The 18,829-nt window shown below is 52.9% G+C and carries 17 protein-coding genes; 13 read left to right on the top strand and 4 right to left on the bottom strand.

Features of this window, described 5'->3' with window-relative positions; all coding sequences use genetic code 11:
- The first annotated feature begins 29 nt into the window (after positions 1–29).
- From BLW97_RS08960 to BLW97_RS08930, 7 genes are read left to right on the top strand one after another with little or no spacing between them, the layout of a single operon-like run.
- Positions 30–1,328 (top strand): hypothetical protein, encoded by a 1,299-nt coding sequence (locus BLW97_RS08960; RefSeq protein WP_143214868.1) that lies wholly within the window; start codon positions 30–32, stop codon positions 1,326–1,328.
- Complete coding sequence (locus BLW97_RS08955) at positions 1,325–1,594, top strand: hypothetical protein (RefSeq protein ID WP_024893719.1); 270 nt, start codon at positions 1,325–1,327, stop codon at positions 1,592–1,594. The genes BLW97_RS08960 and BLW97_RS08955 overlap by 4 nt, the downstream gene beginning before the upstream one ends.
- A gap of 2 nt (positions 1,595–1,596) precedes the next feature.
- Positions 1,597–1,989, top strand: a complete 393-nt coding sequence (locus BLW97_RS08950; RefSeq protein WP_024893718.1) for a hypothetical protein — start codon at positions 1,597–1,599, stop codon at positions 1,987–1,989.
- A gap of 3 nt (positions 1,990–1,992) precedes the next feature.
- Positions 1,993–2,460, top strand: coding sequence for a lytic transglycosylase domain-containing protein (locus BLW97_RS08945; protein ID WP_024893717.1), 468 nt, complete (start codon positions 1,993–1,995; stop codon positions 2,458–2,460).
- Positions 2,457–3,482 carry a secretion/conjugation apparatus DotM-related subunit gene (locus tag BLW97_RS08940; protein WP_139110735.1) on the top strand — a complete coding sequence of 342 codons (1,026 nt, stop codon included), beginning with the start codon at positions 2,457–2,459 and terminating at the stop codon, positions 3,480–3,482. Before BLW97_RS08945 ends, BLW97_RS08940 begins: the two co-directional genes overlap by 4 nt.
- Positions 3,472–3,678, top strand: a complete 207-nt coding sequence (locus BLW97_RS19445; RefSeq protein WP_024893715.1) for a hypothetical protein — start codon at positions 3,472–3,474, stop codon at positions 3,676–3,678. Before BLW97_RS08940 ends, BLW97_RS19445 begins: the two co-directional genes overlap by 11 nt.
- The gene (locus tag BLW97_RS08930; RefSeq protein WP_024893714.1) at positions 3,668–5,650 is read left to right on the top strand and encodes a type IV secretory system conjugative DNA transfer family protein; all 1,983 of its coding nucleotides are present in this window, start codon (positions 3,668–3,670) and stop codon (positions 5,648–5,650) included. Before BLW97_RS19445 ends, BLW97_RS08930 begins: the two co-directional genes overlap by 11 nt.
- A gap of 61 nt (positions 5,651–5,711) precedes the next feature.
- On the opposite strand, the gene BLW97_RS08925 is transcribed toward BLW97_RS08930, so the two are convergent.
- The 4 genes from BLW97_RS08925 to BLW97_RS08915 form a co-directional block, all read right to left on the bottom strand.
- On the bottom strand, positions 5,712–6,005 hold the full coding sequence (locus BLW97_RS08925) for an integration host factor subunit alpha (protein ID WP_024893713.1): 294 nt from the start codon (positions 6,003–6,005) through the stop codon (positions 5,712–5,714).
- A gap of 48 nt (positions 6,006–6,053) precedes the next feature.
- Positions 6,054–6,683, bottom strand: a complete 630-nt coding sequence (locus BLW97_RS08920) for a hypothetical protein (RefSeq protein WP_226831156.1) — start codon at positions 6,681–6,683, stop codon at positions 6,054–6,056.
- A gap of 634 nt (positions 6,684–7,317) precedes the next feature.
- Entirely contained in the window at positions 7,318–7,554 is a 237-nt protein-coding gene (locus BLW97_RS19080) for a hypothetical protein (protein ID WP_143214867.1), read from the bottom strand.
- Between the two features lie 1,068 nt (positions 7,555–8,622).
- The gene (locus BLW97_RS08915; protein ID WP_075322958.1) at positions 8,623–9,312 is read right to left on the bottom strand and encodes a Crp/Fnr family transcriptional regulator; all 690 of its coding nucleotides are present in this window, start codon (positions 9,310–9,312) and stop codon (positions 8,623–8,625) included.
- 215 nt (positions 9,313–9,527) lie between these two features.
- On the opposite strand from BLW97_RS08915, the gene BLW97_RS08910 reads away from it, so the two are divergent.
- From BLW97_RS08910 to BLW97_RS08885, 6 genes are all read left to right on the top strand, one after another.
- Positions 9,528–10,688 (top strand): CmpA/NrtA family ABC transporter substrate-binding protein, encoded by a 1,161-nt coding sequence (locus BLW97_RS08910; protein ID WP_075322957.1) that lies wholly within the window; start codon positions 9,528–9,530, stop codon positions 10,686–10,688.
- A gap of 265 nt (positions 10,689–10,953) precedes the next feature.
- On the top strand, positions 10,954–12,360 hold the full coding sequence (locus tag BLW97_RS08905; RefSeq protein ID WP_024893709.1) for an MFS transporter: 1,407 nt from the start codon (positions 10,954–10,956) through the stop codon (positions 12,358–12,360).
- Positions 12,361–12,478: 118 nt separating this feature from the next.
- Entirely contained in the window at positions 12,479–13,723 is a 1,245-nt protein-coding gene (locus tag BLW97_RS08900) for an alginate export family protein (RefSeq protein WP_075322956.1), read from the top strand.
- 241 nt (positions 13,724–13,964) lie between these two features.
- Entirely contained in the window at positions 13,965–16,409 is a 2,445-nt protein-coding gene (gene nirB / locus BLW97_RS08895) for a nitrite reductase large subunit NirB (protein ID WP_075322955.1), read from the top strand.
- Between the two features lie 10 nt (positions 16,410–16,419).
- Positions 16,420–16,740 (top strand): nitrite reductase small subunit NirD, encoded by a 321-nt coding sequence (gene nirD / locus BLW97_RS08890; RefSeq protein WP_024893706.1) that lies wholly within the window; start codon positions 16,420–16,422, stop codon positions 16,738–16,740.
- On the top strand, positions 16,737–18,829 hold a 2,093-nt coding region (locus BLW97_RS08885), incomplete at its 3' end, for a molybdopterin oxidoreductase family protein (protein WP_242947831.1). The genes nirD and BLW97_RS08885, both read left to right, overlap by 4 nt.

Genomic DNA, 18,829 nt, shown 5'->3' with positions numbered 1-18,829 from the left:
TGGTAAAAAAACGGAAAAAGGGAAAAAAGATGGACTATAAACAGCATATCCGGGAGAACTTCCCCCAAGGGGCTTTTCTGCCCGAAGAACGCATCGACGCTTTTTTGAGTTATGCCAAAGACAGCGCCGCGCAGGAACTGGAACGGCTGGCCGAAGCCATTCAACGGCAACCCTGGCTGGCCCAATGGTATCATCCCAGAGACGATATACAGTTTCAGATCGACCACATGCTCCGCATTACCGGCTCCCAGGCCATCACCCTTACTTCGGAACAGGGGATGTGGGAAAAATCCCGGCAAATGCTCCTGCTGGAAGCACCGGGAACCGGCAGCGATGATACGGTACGGGGTACGTTGTACGAGGGCTGGATTCTGGCCCAGGCCGACCAGATGCTGCGTTCAGCAGAGCTGGCCATAACGGCACTCCCCAATATCATGGAAAAAATGGGTGAGCCGATCAATGGCCTCTCAGCGGCCCCGGATAACCTCTATTGGGCGAAAGACCATTTTGTCATCCTGGACGCCAAATGTCCCCGTACTCCGCACGTCTCACCGCCCGACGCCTATGTCGCCCAACTACATTTTTATGAGGCCGCCTTGCGTGATCTCATGAAGAAAAACTATCCGGAATGGGCGGATGCACCCATTCACAAGGTGCTGGCACAAGGCAATATACTCAATGGCAGAGTCACTTTTCTGGACATCCCGACCGTACCCGGCATGAGCAACACCCTCTGGAACAATGCCCAGGTCCTGTTCCAGCATGTCATCCAGAACCAGGCACTTTGGCCCATGCCGCCGCAACCCGTTTTCGACGCACAAAAGATGCCGGAAGTGGAAAGTCTGACGCAGCAACTCCTGGAAATCCGCGATCGCAAGAACGATCTGGACGTCCAGGAAAGCGCCCTGAAAGAACGCCTGCAGGCCTGTCTGGGGAATGATCCCGAACAATGGCCCAAACTGCCCAAAGCCATAGGCGGCGCGATGCGCCCCAACTGGCCGCGCACAGCAGACGACAAACTGCTGAACGCTTTACGGGAAAACGGTATCTCCATACCGGAAAAGACCGTGTATGACGTGGACGGCATGGCCTTGGCCTTGGGCGAACGCGCTACACCCTTTATCCGGGATCGCATTGTGGACGTGTCCACCGCAGTCAAGGCACTGGAAATCGCCGGGGTTCCCCGTTCCGAATTTCAGACGCCGACCATCACACTGCTGGATAAACGGCCTGCCAAACCGAAACCCGCTCTTGACGCACCCCTTGCAGAGTGCGAGCCCCTTGCCGGGTGCGAACCCGCTCCAGTACAGGCGAGGGCGCGGCCATGATGAACAAGCAGGATATGCTGGATATAGCTAAAAAAGCCTTTCCGGTTGAAATTACACGCGGAGAAGCCTTGCTGGATGCGGCCATCTGGACGCTCAGCGAGCGGTTCATTCGCTGCATGGACCCATCCTTTCCTTTACCGGACCCTGCAAACGTCCCGGAAGACCCCTGGTTTACGGTGGTCATGGCCGTGACGGAAATGCTGTTAAAAAACCGCCATGGCCGTCTGTATTTCACCCAAAACAGTTTTCCTTTTTTGAGGGATTAAGCATGGGCCTTTGGAAATGGATCAAAAAAGATGTGGGCTATTTCAAGACAATTGTTCACACAGAAAGACAGTTTCATCAATTTTTATGGCTGTTGGTGCACGATCATGCGTACTGGCAGGATACCAAAGCGAGACGCCGCCCCTTGTCGCAACTGACGGATGCCGTCAAATCCAGACGAAAAAAACAGGAAGAAAAAATCCTTACGGTTTTGCTGCTCATGTGGCTCGCGCTGACAGTCTGGCTGATACAAACGGAAAACTGGCAAGGGTTTGCCGTCTGGCTGCTTTTCGCGGTGCTGGTCCTGCGCTCCATTGTCATTATCCGGGGGTTAGCACCCGGCAAGGGGTTAGCACCCGGCTTGTCCTCTGATTCGCCATTCACCGGGGAGAAATAAAAAATGCATTGTTACGATGCGGCTGCGCAATATTATCAGGTGCCCGCGATTATTCTGAAAGCCATTCATCGCGTGGAAGGTGGTAAACGCGGAGATCGCATAGCGGACGCCAATGGGACTTTCGATCACGGATTCATGCAGATCAACACCTGCTGGAAACCGCTTTTGCATCAGGAAGGCTGGACCATGCGCTTTATCACTCAAAACGATTGCGCGAACATTTTTGCCGCCGCCTGGATACTCAGACAACACTGGAACCAGACCCATAATCTCTGGCTGAGCGTGGCCGACTATCACTCGGAAAATGCGGCGTATGGGTATCCTTATGCCCAAAAAGTCTATCAACAGGCGCTTTCCATCGCACAGAAAAAAGTCGGGTCAGCGCAATTTTCAGGGCGCAAGGGGTTATTACCAACGGCTCCATTGAAAAAGAACGTATTGGCTCCACAAAACGTGAGGTTCGTCCCATGAGTAGTCAAGGAAACGGTGGGGATGACGCGTCAGGTGTCATCACTATGGTCATTCTAGCCGGATTGCTGGTCTATTTTTACAAGTACGCCATATTTTTTATCTGGATACCGACCAAAATCGTGGAACTCTGGATATGGTCCCAATTCCATCCCCATTACACACAAAATTTGCGGCATTTCGTCGATACGGTCACCGTCCTGAACCTGCACTGGCGCGATGCCGAGTATATCAATGGGCAGGTTTTATCCATCGGCGGCAAGGGCTGGATGAAACCGGTCGCCTTTCTGCAAACCGGCCTGTCGCTTCTGCTGGCCGGGCTGGTCTGGCACAAGGTCCGGCAACATGGCATGAAACGGGTAGCGAACGTGCCCGAACTGGTGGCTTTGCAAAAACAGCAATTCCCCTGGGGCTGGTACTGGCTGCAAAAACCCCGAAACCGGGACACCATGCGCCGTCCCCATGAGGTATTCGGAAGCAATCCCGCTTTTGGAAAAACTTTTGAAGTCCTGAAAAAACAGTGTGGCCGACGCCATATTGATTTTCACGATCTCCCCTCCAGGCTGCAAGCCCTGTATGGCGCTTTTGTCCTGCAGAACCAGGGAAAAATCGAGGAAGCCCAGGCCCTGCTTCGCGCACTGGCTTTAGGCAAAGCCCAGACCAGCGTTCCTGCAAGCGCGGAAAAGGATTGGGAAACCCGGCAGAAAAAATTTCATTTTGAGCGAAGCATCTTTGCGGATGCCCTGTTTCATGCCCGCGCCCAGAATCTTCTGCCCTCTTCCTGGTTTACCTGGCTCAAGATCGAGGACCGCGCCTTGTGGATGACGCTGAACAGTACGCCGCCCTACCGGAAAGTCATCAAACCCTTCCGGGTAGCGGCAGAAGCCATGGGGCCGCTGTCCTGGTGGGTTTATACGCAATATCGCAGGGTTGACCCGGACCGCCTGGATACCACCCTGGAAACCGCATTTGGCAGCATTACGACGCTCGAAGAAACCTTAAAGGAGGTCGATTATGCGGGGTAACCTGAAAAAGGAACACCGCCTGTTCCCTATTGTGGAATTTCACGCACCCGACACCCTGATCCTCAAGGGCAGTCTGGTCCTGTTTGAGACTTCCCTGAAAAAAAGCTACGACAATGGTTACCTTCTGGAAAACTGTGATGATTCAGAATTGCTCCACATCTGGAAATCCCTGGAGGAAAACCGTCATGACCGATAATGTCGCCATGGAACGGGACAGCCAGTTTGTCTCCCAGAATACCGGCTTTTTTGCTTCCCTCAGCCATTCGTGGACGCGCCCCAGTTTGTACACCTTTCTGGTATTCGGGATCATTCCGGTCATCACCAGTCTGCTGATTCCGCAATGGGATGATATGATGGTCTGGTTATCCTGGCTGCTGGCCATCCCGATCTTTTTTCAAAAACCGCTGTGGCCCGCCTGCAAGCCCGCTTATCTGGGGGGACTGGATTACAATATGACCGATACCAACGACCAGCCGACGCCAGCCAAGGGTATTTTTTATCTGGGCTATCTGCGTTCCCCGTTCAACCAGTTTGGTCGCCCCGTCTGGCTCAGTGACACCATGGCCCGGTCCCATTTTTACTTCATGGGGACCACCGGCGCGGGAAAAACCACCGCCCTACTCTCTACCATCGTCGTCAATGCCCTCACCCAGGGGTCCGGGCTGGTGTATATTGACGGCAAGGCCGATATCAAGACCTTTCATGAACTTTATACGTTTGCGGCCCTGTATGGCCGGGAAGATGACATCCGGATCATCAACTATGTGACCGGCAACCGGGACGTGTTTGATGCACCGACCTTCAAGATTTCCAGTACCTACAATCCCTTTGCCCAGGAATCGGCAGGCACCATTCAGGAAATGCTCAAGAGCATGATTGATTCCGGCGAACGCGGAGACAAGATGTGGGAAGGTCAGGCGGGCGCCCTGGTTTCCGGTGCGACCCCGGTTTTTGTCTATATGCGCGACAAATTCAATTTCCCCTTGTCGCCCCGGACCTATCGGCGCGGACTGGATTTGAATGTGCTGTTTGATCTGGCCTTTCGCGGCAAGGTGTTCAACAGCGAAGGCAATCTGGTCGATGGCACCATTCCCGCGTCCATTCTCGGCCCCCTGCGCGGTTTCCTGTCCCTGATACCGGGCTTCATTGATGAAAGCATGGACTTGAAAAAATTGCCGCCCGGCAATGATTACGTCAATCAGTACGGCTATCGCGTCATGCAGTTGACGGATGTTTTAGGACTGCTGGCAGATCAGTTCGGTTATATCTCCGGGGCGGATGTCGGAGAAATCGACTGGCAGGACGTGATGATGAATCGCCGCATTGTCTGGGTCGCCCTACCCGCCCTGGAAAAATCCGAGGCATCCATCCAAAGCTTAGGAAAAATCGTGACCGCCAATATCAAGGGCATGATCGCGGGCATTCTGGGGTCCAGCATCGAGCGCGACAGTGGTGCCCAGGAAGAACGGCGCCCTACTGAAGCCGATCACCCGTTTTATCTGGTCATGGATGAAAAAGCCTCCTATATCGTCTCCGGCGAGGACGCCATCCTTTCCCAGGCGCGATCTCTTGGTATCTGTACCAGTATCGCCACCCAGGATCATGACCGGATCGAATATTCCGACCAGAAATATGCGGCTGCTGTGGAATCCAACACGACAAATAAAATCGGCATGTTCCTGGAGTCCAAAAAAACCATCGACCTGCTCATCAACCGGGCGGGCAAGGCGTTTTTTCAGCGGCCATCCAGCTTCCGCAAATCCGAAGGCGGCAGTGCCATCGACAGCATGATGGATGGCAATACCCCCTATACCGATTCCTGGACCAATGAATATCTGGATAAGGTCGATATTTCCGACTTTACCCGTCTGAAAGAAGGTCAGGCGGTCGTTCTGATTAAACACCATGTGCTGAAACTGAATCTGTTTTACGCACAAATTCCCAAAAAACAGAAACCCGTCCTGAAACATCTGGGACGACGCATACCGCATGGTGTGCCCCTGCTGATTCCCGCCGCGCAAAGTGCCGCCATGCCAGCCATGCCGGACGATGGCCGCCTGCAACCCTTGCAGGCGCCTGCGTACCAGCCGCCGCCACCAACCCCGCTCAGTATGGCCGATCTCAAAAAGCTGTTTGACAGCCTGGACGAAACCCGTAATGCGGCATAGCATCGACTTATATGGACAGAATGCATCCCCTAATGGGGATAGCAGGAACTACCAAAGGGGTTTATCCCTCAATAGGGACGTTTCTGCGTTCCTTGAGTTTCGGGCTGAACTTAAACGTCACCACCCGTCTGGCCGTGATGACATGGGGTACGCCGGTCTTGGGGTTCCGGCCCTCTCTGGCAACTTTATCCCGTAACGTGAAATTCCCGAAGCCGGACAACTTCACGTCTTCACCGGACGCCAGCGTTTCCCGTATCGTATCAAATAGACCGTTTACCAGTTCCAAACTGGTTAGACGAGTCAGACCCATTTCATCCATCAAAAAATAAGCTATTTCTGCTTTTGTAACGGTCATAGTTCTTTCATCACCTTATTCATTGCGCGTTGTGCCGAGGCCAGTTCTTTACAACAGATAGTCGTGGGCGTTTATGTGTATTTGGCAATCCTGAATCACTTCCCGATAGGCATCCCGAAAGTCGATCATCATCGTTTTGCGCCGGTCCTTCTTGGTCTGAATGAAATTTTCGTCATAGTAAACCAGAAGGTCTTCCGCAAAATAACTGACCACCAGCATGGCGGCATTGGTGGCATATTCCGCCATGAAGTCTGGTCCATAACTATTTGAAGAAAGAATAAATTCATCCGTTGGAAGCATTTCATCCAGCTTACGCATCACCTTGTGCGTGGACTTGGCTCGTTGAACCAGCCAGTTTACCTTTTCCTGATCCGTTAATTCCGGATATCTCTGGGCTTCATAGATCAGCACATTGGCCGCTTCCGTCAGGGCATTCATGCCTTGAATGGTCCGCAGGAACTGGGCACAGGGAGAAGCTAATTCATCCGCAGTAGGTTCCTGACCGTCCTGTGCAAGGTACAGGCTACCCGCCTGAATAATGGCGTCGAGCACATCTACTGGTTGGCTATCAATGTCTTGCAGCAACAGAGCCGGACCATAGGCGGTCAGGCGTTTACGTTTCTTGCGCGAGGGTCTGGCGGATTTACCGCCTGCGGGGAATGGGTGAACATTGCTCATTGCCGGAATTTAGCATATTGAGGGCACCCAGAAAATAAGTGCTTTGGGTTGCCATCACGGATTAACAGATTTCGTCATATATCTTTTTTAAGGTAAAGTACGGGCCATAGATGAGTGCGCCATCATTATCTTTTTTCACTTCGACGATTCCCGTTGTGCCAGAAAATAACGTTACTTTTTCAATCATGCTTTTATAAAAGCTGTCATCTGTCCCATACAGTTTCCCAACAGGGATGAATGATACGCTACTATCCCCATTTTCGACTTTTTTATAGCCGTGGGAAAAACCGTAAAAATTTCTTTCCTGTCCAATAATGACGGGTAATCCTTCAATAACAGATTCTACATTCCTGACGACATAAAAATAATTATGGGGGGTGAATAGATATTCTGGTAGGCTTGTATCTCTGCAATATCCAAAATCCGCCTACAAAAGAACTCATGGTGACCCATGTCACCCACAATGTTGGGCGATTGTCCGCGTAATGGAATGCTAAGACCTCAAAGATCAGGATAATTAAAGCGATAGAACCGTAAGCATAGAAAAATCTAAAGGTTATATTTGGCGAATAAAACGCTTTGATATCACTGCCTGCCATTGATTCGCACCAGAATAAGCAGTTTTAAAATAAATTTAATTTGTTTTTTTATGAAAATCGGTATAGTTTTCTTCATCTTTTGTCTTTATGCGGGTTGCGTGCTGAGACAGTAATATCACTATGCTAAGAAGTAAAAATAATCCATATGCAGATACTTGCATAATGGTTTTCATTGAAAATAGCGCGACAAGAGCGATTGTATCCACTGTTATAAATTGAATAATTTTACTCAATTGGTATTCATAATTTGGACCAAACAACGCTGGAAGCACGATTTTTCTTTTTTTTGAATAACAGAGAGAACGGCGATATCAGCAAGCCAGCAGAGACCACATAAAACAAAGGGGTTACTGAACCGTAAACAATGCCAATAGCAAGAACCACCAATGATACCATGAACAATAGCCCTGCCGTAAATGTCGCAGAAAGAAAAAATTCTCGTGTAGTCATGTTTTGCCGTCTCACATTTTGAAGGATTCACAAGGTCTTTTATGCAAGGCTACAACTGATTGAGTTCTAGTCCAACCCTGCACCTAATTCCAGTCATGACCACTCACCCCATCCCATCTTTTTATGATATAACAACACAAAAGTAAAAGAGACACCAGCAGCTCTGGGCCACCGCCGACTACAAGCATGCGGTACTGGGTCAGACAATGATTCCGCCGTATAGGGAATGGGCAACGAAGCCCTTAAAATAATAGCCAGGAAATTAGCCAATATCGTGTGCCAAAACACATGCATCGACTGATCTATCCGTACAAGTCTTACAGAAACGCGGTTATACGCCCGACATGCAGGAAGTGTTAACGGACAATAGAGTATCATCCTAGCGTCTCCCCTAAATTGCGGGGGGCTGGATCTGCTTGACAGACGCACCCGGCTCTACCGCGAATAATGCAGGCATAGTCAGGGGGGGGTGGTACTCGGCGAGGCCATTGCTCACGGACGACTTGTTGCCATAGTATTCTCTATGATCTGATGACTGATAAAGACTGATAGCGGTCATTCATTCCCGGATATCCGCAAAGAAGCCATCACCAGTCGCCCATTGCTGTTGTCCGCCATCGGCCGGAGCACCAAACACGCGGGACAGACCCATCTGTATTTGATCCCGATGCACGCCGCACAAAAAAGATCGAACGCGGAATCGAAAATATTTGCAATGGGTTAATGACCATCCAGCAGACTGCGGAGCGGTTGCTGGGAGCAAATCCTTGGGACCTTCTTGTCAGCTACATCTTCGCCCAAATTACCCAAAAACCATGGGTGCCACCCGGGGCTTTCCCAGCCCTTGTCGGGACCGTAACTGCTTTTTCTAGGTTGATGGCTTTGCCCGCCTAATGCCCGGCGGCCCAACACTGCAGGGCACGTGGATCGGGAATATCCAGCACGCGGCGATTGACTGTAATCAGCCCGGCTTTGCGCATGCGCGATAGCAAGCGGGACAAGGTTTCCGGGGTCAAGCCCAGACGGGCAGCTACTGCTGACTTTTTGGCGGGAAGCTCCACAACGGCTGCAGCATCCAGAGCAGGACACAAATCCAGCAGATAACTCACCAGACGTTGCTCTGCCGACTCAACACTGAGCTGGCGGAGCTCCTTGACCAGAAAATGCAAGCGCATACTCAGTCGTGCCAGCATCTGCCGCATCGACTGGGGCCTTTGCTCCAGAATTTCCAGAAACAAGGCGAGGGGTATTTCCAGAACCGTTGTGGAACCTTCAGCAGCAGCCGTTACTGGATAACATCCCCCCAGAAAAGCAACGGCTTCGGCAAATAGATCGTTTTCCCGAATAATTTCAACGATTTTTTCCTGACCAGTGGCGGCAGCAGCAATCAGATGAATACGACCGGAGAGGACCAGATAAAAAGCATTTGCGGTCGCCTTTTCGACAAACAGAATATCGCCTGATCCCAAATGGACTGTTTTGCTGTGCTTCAGCAAGGAATCCAGCAACGCTTCGGGCCAGGCCGAAAAAAGCGATGTTTCGCGCAGGAGTGAGAATACATTATCCGCGATGGCTTCCATCAAAATAGATGCTCACTGGAGAAAAAGGCAGGATAGCCATCGCAAGACAGTACCGCAAGCACAAAACCACCCCAGCAAGTATGATCCACCCTGGTCGGACCAAAAGCTGGCCCATGAATTGCTTTATGAAATGGCAGTCTGGACAATGAAGTCCTCGCGCACCCACTATGGGGCGCGAGGTTTTTTTGTAATGGGGTCGGGTAGTGGGAGGAAAAATGAGCGGTGAAAATCTCAACATTGGTTTTGTTGCACTAACAGATAGCGCACCCTTGATTGTGGCGCGTGAGTTGGGTTTTTTTGCGGCTGAAGGGCTCGCTGTCACCCTGCAAAAGGAGCCTTCCTGGGCCAGCTTGCGCGATCACCTGCTCTTTGGGGATCTGGTAGCTGCCCATGCCCTGGCGCCACTACCCATGGCCGCAACGCTGGGAATTGCTTCCCCGAAAATACCGGTGAGCACTGCGCTGACACTTTCCCTGAACGGGAATGCCATTACAGTCAGTCATGCTTTACACCAACGGCTCCGCGATACCGGATTTACAGGAGCGGAACCTGCCATCGCCACCGCCCAGGCATTGCGCCGCATTATCGAGACAGAATCTGCCAAAAAATTGCGTTTTGCCGTCGTTTCTCCCGTATCCAACCATCATTATCAACTGCGACACTGGCTGCGTGCAGCTAGTATTGATCCGGATCAGGATATTCAAATCACCGTGGTTCCACCTCGCCATATGGTTGCCGCATTGCGCGCAGGAGAAATAGATGGTTATTGCGTAGGAGAGCCCTGGGGTAGTCTGGCGGCTGCAGAAAACGTCGGCATTCCGATTATCAGTAGTTACGAACTCTGGAACAACCTGATGGAAAAGGTATTAGCCGTACGGAATGACTGGTCACAGCGCGAACCCGACTTATATCTGGCGATGATTCGCGCCATCCTGACAGCCAGTCAATGGCTGGATAACCCTCAACACCGTTTAGAAGCAGCCCCCTGGGTTGCCGCCGCCATTGGGGTTCCTCGGGAAGTTGTGGCCATGGCATTAACGGGTAACGTCCCCGGTCTGGCTCAGCAGGAGGATTTTCATGTATTTGCCCGTTACTCGGCCAATTTTCCCTGGCATTCCCATGCGTTGTGGCTGGCTCGCCAAATGCAGACGGCGGGTCAATGGCCCCAAGGCGTGTACAGCGAGACATTGATTCCACAGGTATATCGTTGCGATATCTATCGGCAGGCGGCAAAGGCGCTGCGCCTTCCCGTTCCCAATACGGATTTTGTCGACTGGGGAAATCACACCCAATCCTGGCAGGTTCAGAGTGATGATGGGCATCCTGTTACCATGGGACCCAACCTGATTTTTGATGGAAGCACTGTCACCCGCTGAGCGGTGATGCACCATCATTGGGCCCCGTCTCGGGGAATATGCACCAGCTTAGTACAACCCGTGCCCGCAGAATGCCCGGTAAAATCCTCGTGTACGGCCTAAAAACAACGATTCAGAGCAACTTCGCAATCATGGCATGGAAAATGCTGTAGCTTGCTCAGCACTGTTCACCGATGAACAGCGTTTTGGGACGAAGGCGTTCCTGGCTCATACGGGCCGGGAGCGCCTTTTTCTTTGGCTTTTATCCGCTTTAGAGGGACGCTCCATGAAAGAACTTTTAACCATGCTCCGAAGTGGAAACTGGCGCGCTTTGGTCGCCAGCTTCCTCTATTTCGACACGGGGTTTACCGTCTGGTTGCTGTATGGCCCGCTGGCCCCCTACATGATTCACTCTTTACATCTGAGCGATGCGAAACAAGGCTTTTTAGTCGCAGTACCGATCCTCTCTGCGGCAATTTTACGCGTGGGCATGGGCAACCTTTACCAAAGCATGAATGGCCGCTGGCTGGCGCTGGGTGGTGTCGCACTATCCGCTATTCCGCCGCTTTTCCTGCTACTTTATCCGGGTGTACCCGGCTACTCACTGCTCATCGTGCTCGGTGTGCTACTGGGTGTTGGCGGAGCCAGTTTTGCGGTTGCCCTGCCCATGGCCGGAAGTAATTATCCTGCCCAAGTGCAGGGAACCGTCTTGGGCATAGCCGCTGCTGGAAACATTGGAGCGGTACTGGATGGTTTTCTCTTTCCACCCCTGGCCGCCCATTTTGGCTGGGCGCACGCAACCGCTGCCGCCCTGCCCTTGCTGGCTCTGGCCGGTGTGAGCCTGTTTTTCTGGGGCAAGGATAGCGCCCCCAAAAGCGGTCGGGTAAAACCCGCATTACTGGGCTTTGTGGTAACTCTGGCCGGTTTGGCAGTTCTGGCTGTAGCAACACCCATGGGTTGGTTGGGATTGCAGGGTAAATCAGCCCTCCTGATGCTACCCGTATACGGCGTCCTGCTGACAGGGATTTTTCTCCCGCAACGCTATCGACTGGCCCTCCGAGAACGCGATACCTGGGTGATTATTCTGATATACGCCATCACCTTCGGCGGCTTTGTCGGCATGTCTGCCTATGTCAGCCTGCTCATGGTTACTCTATACCATTTGCCCAAAGTGGACGCTGGCATGCTGATGGCACTGTTTGCTTTTACCGGAGCCATGTTGCGACCTTTGGGCGGTATGATTGCTGACCGGATCTCGGGTGCTGCCGCACTACGCTGGTTTTTAGGTGGTATCGCGCTGATGGATATGTTGTTTGCAACCTGGACCCCGCCTCTGGATCTGGCCATTGGCTTTTTACTTATTCTGTATGCCTGCTTCGGTCTGGGAAATGGTGCCACGTTTCAACTGGTTCCCCTGCGTTGGCCTGAAAAAACCGGCATCATGACCGGTATTATTGGTGCTGCAGGTGGAATAGGCGGCTTTTATCTGCCCGTTATTCTGGGCATCACCAAGCAGGAAACCGGCACCTATCATCTAGGCTTTGCCTTCTTCGCCGTACTGACGAGCATCGCACTGGGGCTGGTACTTGTCCTGCGCCAGCAGTGGTTAAGCTGGTCTCATCATGGAACGATGGCTGTAGCCATGGAGGAAGCACCCTCCCCTCTATCCAAAGCCAGCGCCGTTACTGACTGAGTTTTCACTAAAATCCCACCTCACAACTTGCGGTTCTTCCAGATGCGTTTGCTGACGCATCGGGAGTTCTGCGCTCTTTATCCATGATTTGATGGCTAAATATTCTGGAGACCCAATCATGCCTTCTCTGAAAAAAACTGCTGCGCATCTCGCCGTTATGAACGCTCTACTGGTCACTTTGGCAGGAACTTGGGCCAATGCAGACACTCTGAGCGATGCCATTACCCAGGGACAGGTTCATCTGGATTTTCGTCCTCGCTATGAATTCATGTCGCAAGACGGAAAAAAAGATGCAAATGCCTTTACCGTACAAACGCTGCTGGGCCTCAACAGTAAACCCATTTCCGGTTTCAGTGCTGATCTGCAATTCATCAACGTAGCGGGCATCATCAACCAGTACAACAGCTTACGCAATGGCAAAACGGCGTACTCTGTTATTCCCGATCCGGATGAAAGCAACGTCAATCAGGCCTATCTGCAGTTTGCTGGCATTCCCGGATGGAAACTGCGTGCGGGCCGGCAGGAAATCAATCTGGATGATGAACGTTTTGTGGGTGCTGTGGGTTTCCGCCAGACCCCGCAGACTTTTGATTCCGTATCCATCTCCGGAAAACCGCTGAAGGATCTATCCATTTATGGCGCCTATATATGGCGCATCAAGAATATACTGAATGAAAATGTACCCTCACAAACCATACTCAGCGAAATCAACTGGTCACCGTCTTCATTCATTCATGCTCAGGGCTTTGGCTATTGGTATGGCAACCAGGCACATAGCGCCATACCCGGTGCCGCCGCCTGTTTTTTGTCGGGAAACGCCCAGGTCTGCAACAGCCAGACGCTGGGACTGCGTGTCGGGGGAGTTATTCCCCTCACCCATACACTGAAACTGCCCTACGATCTGAGTTATGCCCGCCAACTGCCCTATGACGGCGGCAGCGCGGCCATCAATGCCTCCTACTACCACCTGAGTGCTGGACTGGCGCTGCCATCTGTTGCGCTCCATGCCAATTACATGGTGATGGGGGCCAACAATCAGGGAAGCTACGGCTTTCAGACCCCATTGGCTACCAAGCATGCCTTTAACGGTTGGGCAGAAGTGTTTCTTACCACCCCCCCAAAGGGGCTGCGTAGCCTTTACTTTACGGCTACTGGAAAAATCATGAAAACCCAACTGATGGCTACCTATTACGATTTTCAGGCTGATCATGGCGCTGCCCATTATGGGAATGAGCTGGATCTATCCGTAACCCATGGTTTCTCCAGACATTGGAGTGCCGGGGTGCAATATGCGGACTACCGGCGGAGCAGCTATGGGGTCAATACCGAAGGGGCCTGGGTGTTTGTCGATGCAAAATTCTAGTCAGGTAGCGGGAATTTTTTGCACCATTTTGATGCGGTTGCACCAGGCCTTGCACTGATTTCTGACAATCCGATCGGGGCATAAAATTTACCCTTCTGTTTTTATTACGATCCATCTCAGGCACATCTATTGCTTAATATATTGTGAAGCGATTCGCGAGGATCGCCGGTATGCAAAACGGCAAAGGCGTCGTCAGCAATTCAGCTGACTGACGCCTTTTTTCTATTTTGGGAGCCCAGCAATGCACATTACAGTTCCACAAAAACCCCGTCTGGTCGTTGTCGGCAATGGCATGGCAGGGATCCGTGCGGTCGAAGAACTTTTGAAAATGGAACCGGATCTTTATGAGATCAGCGTATTCGGTGCCGAACCCCATCCCAACTACAACCGGATCCTCCTGACTCCAGTGCTGGCCGGCGAAATGGCTCTGGAAGAAACCATTCTCAACCCCCTGGAGTGGTATGCCGAGCATGGAATCCAGTTATTTACCGGCAATTCAGTGACACGCATTGATCGGGTCAAACGCCAGGTTATTACCGCCGACGGCAAAGCAACCCCCTATGACCGCTTGCTACTGGCAACTGGCGCAGCCGCCGCTATGGCGCCCGTACCGGGCAATCATTTGCCGGGCGTTCTGAGTTATCGGGATATGGCGGATGTGGAAGCACTGACCAAAAGCAGCGCGCTCGGCGGTCAGGCTGTGGTCATCGGTGGCGGCCTGTTGGGACTGGAAGTTGCCCATGGTCTGCGGGCCAGGGGAATGGAGGTCACGGTCATTCATCGTCGGGCCTGGCCCTTGGACAAGCAACTGGATCAACGGGGTGGTGTGCTTTTGCAAAAAGCCATGGAAGCCCGGGGTGTCCGGTTTTTGCTGGGTAAGGAAACCGCAGAAATTCTCGGTACGACGCATGTCACCGGACTGCGTTTCAGCGATGGCACGGAAATTCCGGCGGATGTGCTGGTTATGACCATTGGTATCAAACCGCGCATCGAACTGGCCCAGGCTGCAGGCTTACAGTGTGAAACCGGCATTCTGGTCAATGATACCCTGCAAACCTACGATCCACGCATTTATGCCGTCGGAGAATGTGTCCAGCATCGCGGTCAGACCTATGGTCTGGTAGCCCCTCTGTTTGAGCAGGCCAAAGTAGCCGCCAATCACCTGGCAGAATATGGACGGATGCGCTATCAGGGTTCCGTCACCAGCACCAAGCTCAAGGTTACCGGCATCGAACTGTTTTCCGCCGGGAATTTCATGGGCGGAGAAGAATGCGAAGAAGTCACTCTGCTGGACGGCAGCCAAGGAGTTTACAAAAAAGTCATCCTCCAGGAAAACAAGGTAGTGGGTGGCCTACTCTACGGCGATACCAGCATCGGTCCGTGGCTGTTTCAACTCATGCGTGACGGCACCGACGTATCGGCCTTTCGGGATAATATTGTTTTTGGTGAAACCCATCTGGGGGATGCTGGTCATTCCGGAGAAAATCAGGCGGCGCGCCTGCCGGACAACGCCGAAATTTGTGGCTGCAATGGCGTGGCCAAAGGCAGTATTGTCAAAGCTATCCGCGAACAGGGCTTGTTCACTCTGGACGATGTCCGCAAATGTACCAAGGCCAGTGCTTCCTGCGGTTCCTGTACCGGTTTGGTGGAGCAGTTATTGTCCAGCACCCTCGGCGGATTTTATGACAGCACCCCGAAGAAAAAGGCCCTGTGTGGCTGTACTGAGCTCAGTCATCAGGAAGTTCGTAACGCCATCATCAAGGAAAAGCTCCTCTCGGTTCACCAGGTCTTTGCTTTTCTGGAATGGCGCCATCCCGCCGGCTGCGCCACCTGCCGTCCGGCCGTCAATTACTATGTGCGGACCGCCTGGCCCATGGAAGGTCTGGACGATCCGCAATCCCGCTTCATCAATGAACGGGCCCATGCCAATATTCAGAAAGACGGCACCTATTCGGTCATTCCCCGCATTTATGGAGGGGTCACCAGTCCTGCGGAACTGAAACGTATTGCGGAAGTCGCCGAGCGCCATCACGTCCCCATGGTGAAATTTACCGGCGGACAGCGTCTCGATCTGCTTGGGGTAAAAAAAGTGGATCTGCCCAAAATCTGGGCGGAGCTGGATATGCCCTCGGGTCACGCTTACGGAAAAGCTTTACGTACCGTCAAATCCTGTGTGGGTAGCGAATTTTGTCGTTTTGGTGTGCAGGATAGTACCCGCCTTGCCATTGAACTGGAAAAAAATCTTGAACGCATGTGGGCACCCCATAAGGTCAAGCTCGCCGCATCGGGTTGTCCACGTAACTGCGCCGAAAGCACCATCAAGGATGTGGGGATTATTGGCGTGGATTCGGGCTGGGAAATCTATGTGGGTGGAAATGGCGGCATGAAAGTGCGCGCTGCTGATCTACTTTGCAAGGTAAAAACCCACGAGGAAGTTCTGGAAATGGCCAAGGCATTTTTGCAGATGTATCGCGAAGATGCCCAATATCTGGAGCGCACCGCGCCCTGGGTAGAACGGATCGGACTGGAAAAAATCAGGGCCACGATAGTCGACGACGCCAACACCCGAAAAACCCTGGCAGAACGCATGGATTTTGCCCTGGCTCAGGAAAAGGATCCCTGGAAGGAAGCTGTATCCGGCCGGCTGGATATTCACGCAGCCCCCATACGCCGTATTCCGGCCTGAGGAGAACAACATGGAATGGATGGCATTAGGTACTCTTGAAGAAATTCCCGCTCGGGGTGGTCGTTATGTAGAGACACCATTTGGCGAAATTGCCGTTCTGCGCAATGAAAATGATGAAGTTTTCGCAGTCAGTAACCATTGTCCCCATCGCGGCGGGCCTCTATCCGAGGGGTTTGTTTCCGGCAAACTCGTTTTTTGCCCCTTGCACAACTGGCAAATTGATCTGGAAAAAGGCGAAGCTATGGCACCGGACTCCGGCTGCGTCAAAAGATTTCCCATCCGGATGGAGGGCGGGCAGATCTGGCTGGGCTTGCAGGAAATAGCGCCATGAGCCTGCTTCGCACCCAACAATCCGTCCCCTTGCAACGTCTGGAAAGCAAATCAGTTTGCCCTTACTGCGGAACCGGCTGCGGCGTCATCATCGAACATGATGGTCAGCAGATTACCGGCGTACGCGGCGATCCCGATCATCCGGCCAATTTTGGTCAGCTCTGCAGCAAGGGCAGCACCCTGCATCTCAGTTGTCATGGCAGTGATCGGGCCAGTGAACCGCTTCGGCGTGACCGCAGCAGTGGCGACTGGACAGCGCTCAACTGGACTGCGGCACTCACCCAAATGGCGGAGAGCTGGGCGGAAATCATCCACCGGCAGGGACCCCAGGCCGTTGCCCTCTATGTTTCCGGGCAACTCCCCACAGAAGACTATTATGTGGCCAACAAACTGGCCAAAGGCTTTATTGGCACCAATCATATTGATACCAATTCGCGGCTCTGCATGGCTTCTGCTGTCACCGGTTACAAACGCAGCCTAGGGATGGATTCCGTCCCCTGTGCTTATGAAGATCTGGAAGAAACCGATTGTCTGTTTATTGTCGGTGCCAATGTGGCCTATGCCCACCCCATTCTGTTTCGGCGCATTGAAGCCGCCAAACTGCGCCGCCCGGAACTCAAAATTATCGTTGCTGATCCACGTCGCACCCCCACAGCATCCATCGCTGACATTTTTTTACCCCTGCAACCCGGTACGGATGTCGCGCTGTTCCACGGCATGCTCCATATCCTGATCTGGGAAGATCTCATTGATCGGGAATATATCGTAACTCATACCGAAGGCTGGGATGAACTCAAGGCGCGGGTTCAGAATTATACCCCGCAGCGGGTCGCCGAAATCTGCCATATTCCCGAAGCGGAGCTCCGCGCTGCTGCCCAGACCTTTGGAACGGCGCCCAGCGTTCTTTCCCTTTGGTGTCAGGGGCTCAACCAGTCCAGTCACGGCACCGACAAAAATAGCAGCCTCATCAATTTGCATCTGGCGACCGGGCAAATTGGCCGTCCCGGGGCCGGGCCTTTCAGTCTCACCGGACAACCCAACGCCATGGGTGGCCGGGAAACCGGAGGCATGCCCGCCCTGCTTCCCGGTCATCGGGAAGTTGCCAATCCCGAGCACCGTTCTGAAATGGCTGCCCTTTGGGAGATTTCCAACATTCATCCCCAACCCGGATATACGGCGGTCCCCCTGTTTCAGGCAGTGGAGCGGGGCGAAATTGAAAGTATCTGGATCAGCTGTACCAATCCGGTATTATCCATGCCCGATCAACAGCAGGTTCAAAGAGCGCTTAACCGGTCCCGGCTGGTCGTTTTGCAGGACAGTTACCTCGGCACCGAAACCGCCGACTACAGTGACCTGCTCCTGCCCGCAGCCAGCTGGGGAGAACGGGAAGCATTGGTCACCAATTCCGAACGGCGCATCAGTCATCTGCACAAAGCCGTACCCGCACCCGGAGAAGCGCGTCCTGACTGGATGATTTATCGGGATTTTGCTTTTGCCCTGGGAGCAGCGTTGGATCAACTCCAGCATCCCCTCCCCGATCATCGGGATAGCAGTTGGCATGATCGGGCACAGCGTCTGTTCAATTTTCCGGACTCTGCCAGTATTTTCCGCGAATATCAGCTCTGTACCCGGGGGCGGGATCTGGACATCAGCGGTCTGGACTTTGCGCTTCTGGATAACCAGGGACCACAGCAATGGCCCTTCCCGACGGGAGCCAGGAGCGGGCAAAAACGCCTTTATAGTGATGGCATTTTCCCTACGCCCAGCGGTCGTGCCCGGTTTCATGCGCCAGAATTTCAGGGGGTCGCCGAAGAAATTGATGCCCGTTATCCCCTCCGGCTGACTACCGGCCGCTTGCGCGATCAATGGCACTCCATGAGTCGTACCGGCAAAGTCCCTGCACTGTTTGCCAGCGACGAGGAGGCTTTTCTGGAAATACATCCCGAAGATGCACATCGCCTGAAACTCAAAAACGAGGATCTGGCCCGGGTCATCAGTCGGCGTGGCGAAAATATATTTCGCGTGCGCATTCAAAAAGACCTGCAGCCAGGGCTGGTATTTGCTCCCATGCATTTTGGCCGGCGCTTTGC

Source organism: Acidithiobacillus albertensis (assembly GCF_001931655.1).
In the GTDB taxonomy this organism is placed as follows: Bacteria; Pseudomonadota; Gammaproteobacteria; order Acidithiobacillales; family Acidithiobacillaceae; genus Acidithiobacillus; species Acidithiobacillus thiooxidans.
The sequence above is the reverse complement of the archived record's forward strand: the minus strand, read 5'-3'. Positions and strand labels throughout refer to the sequence as shown.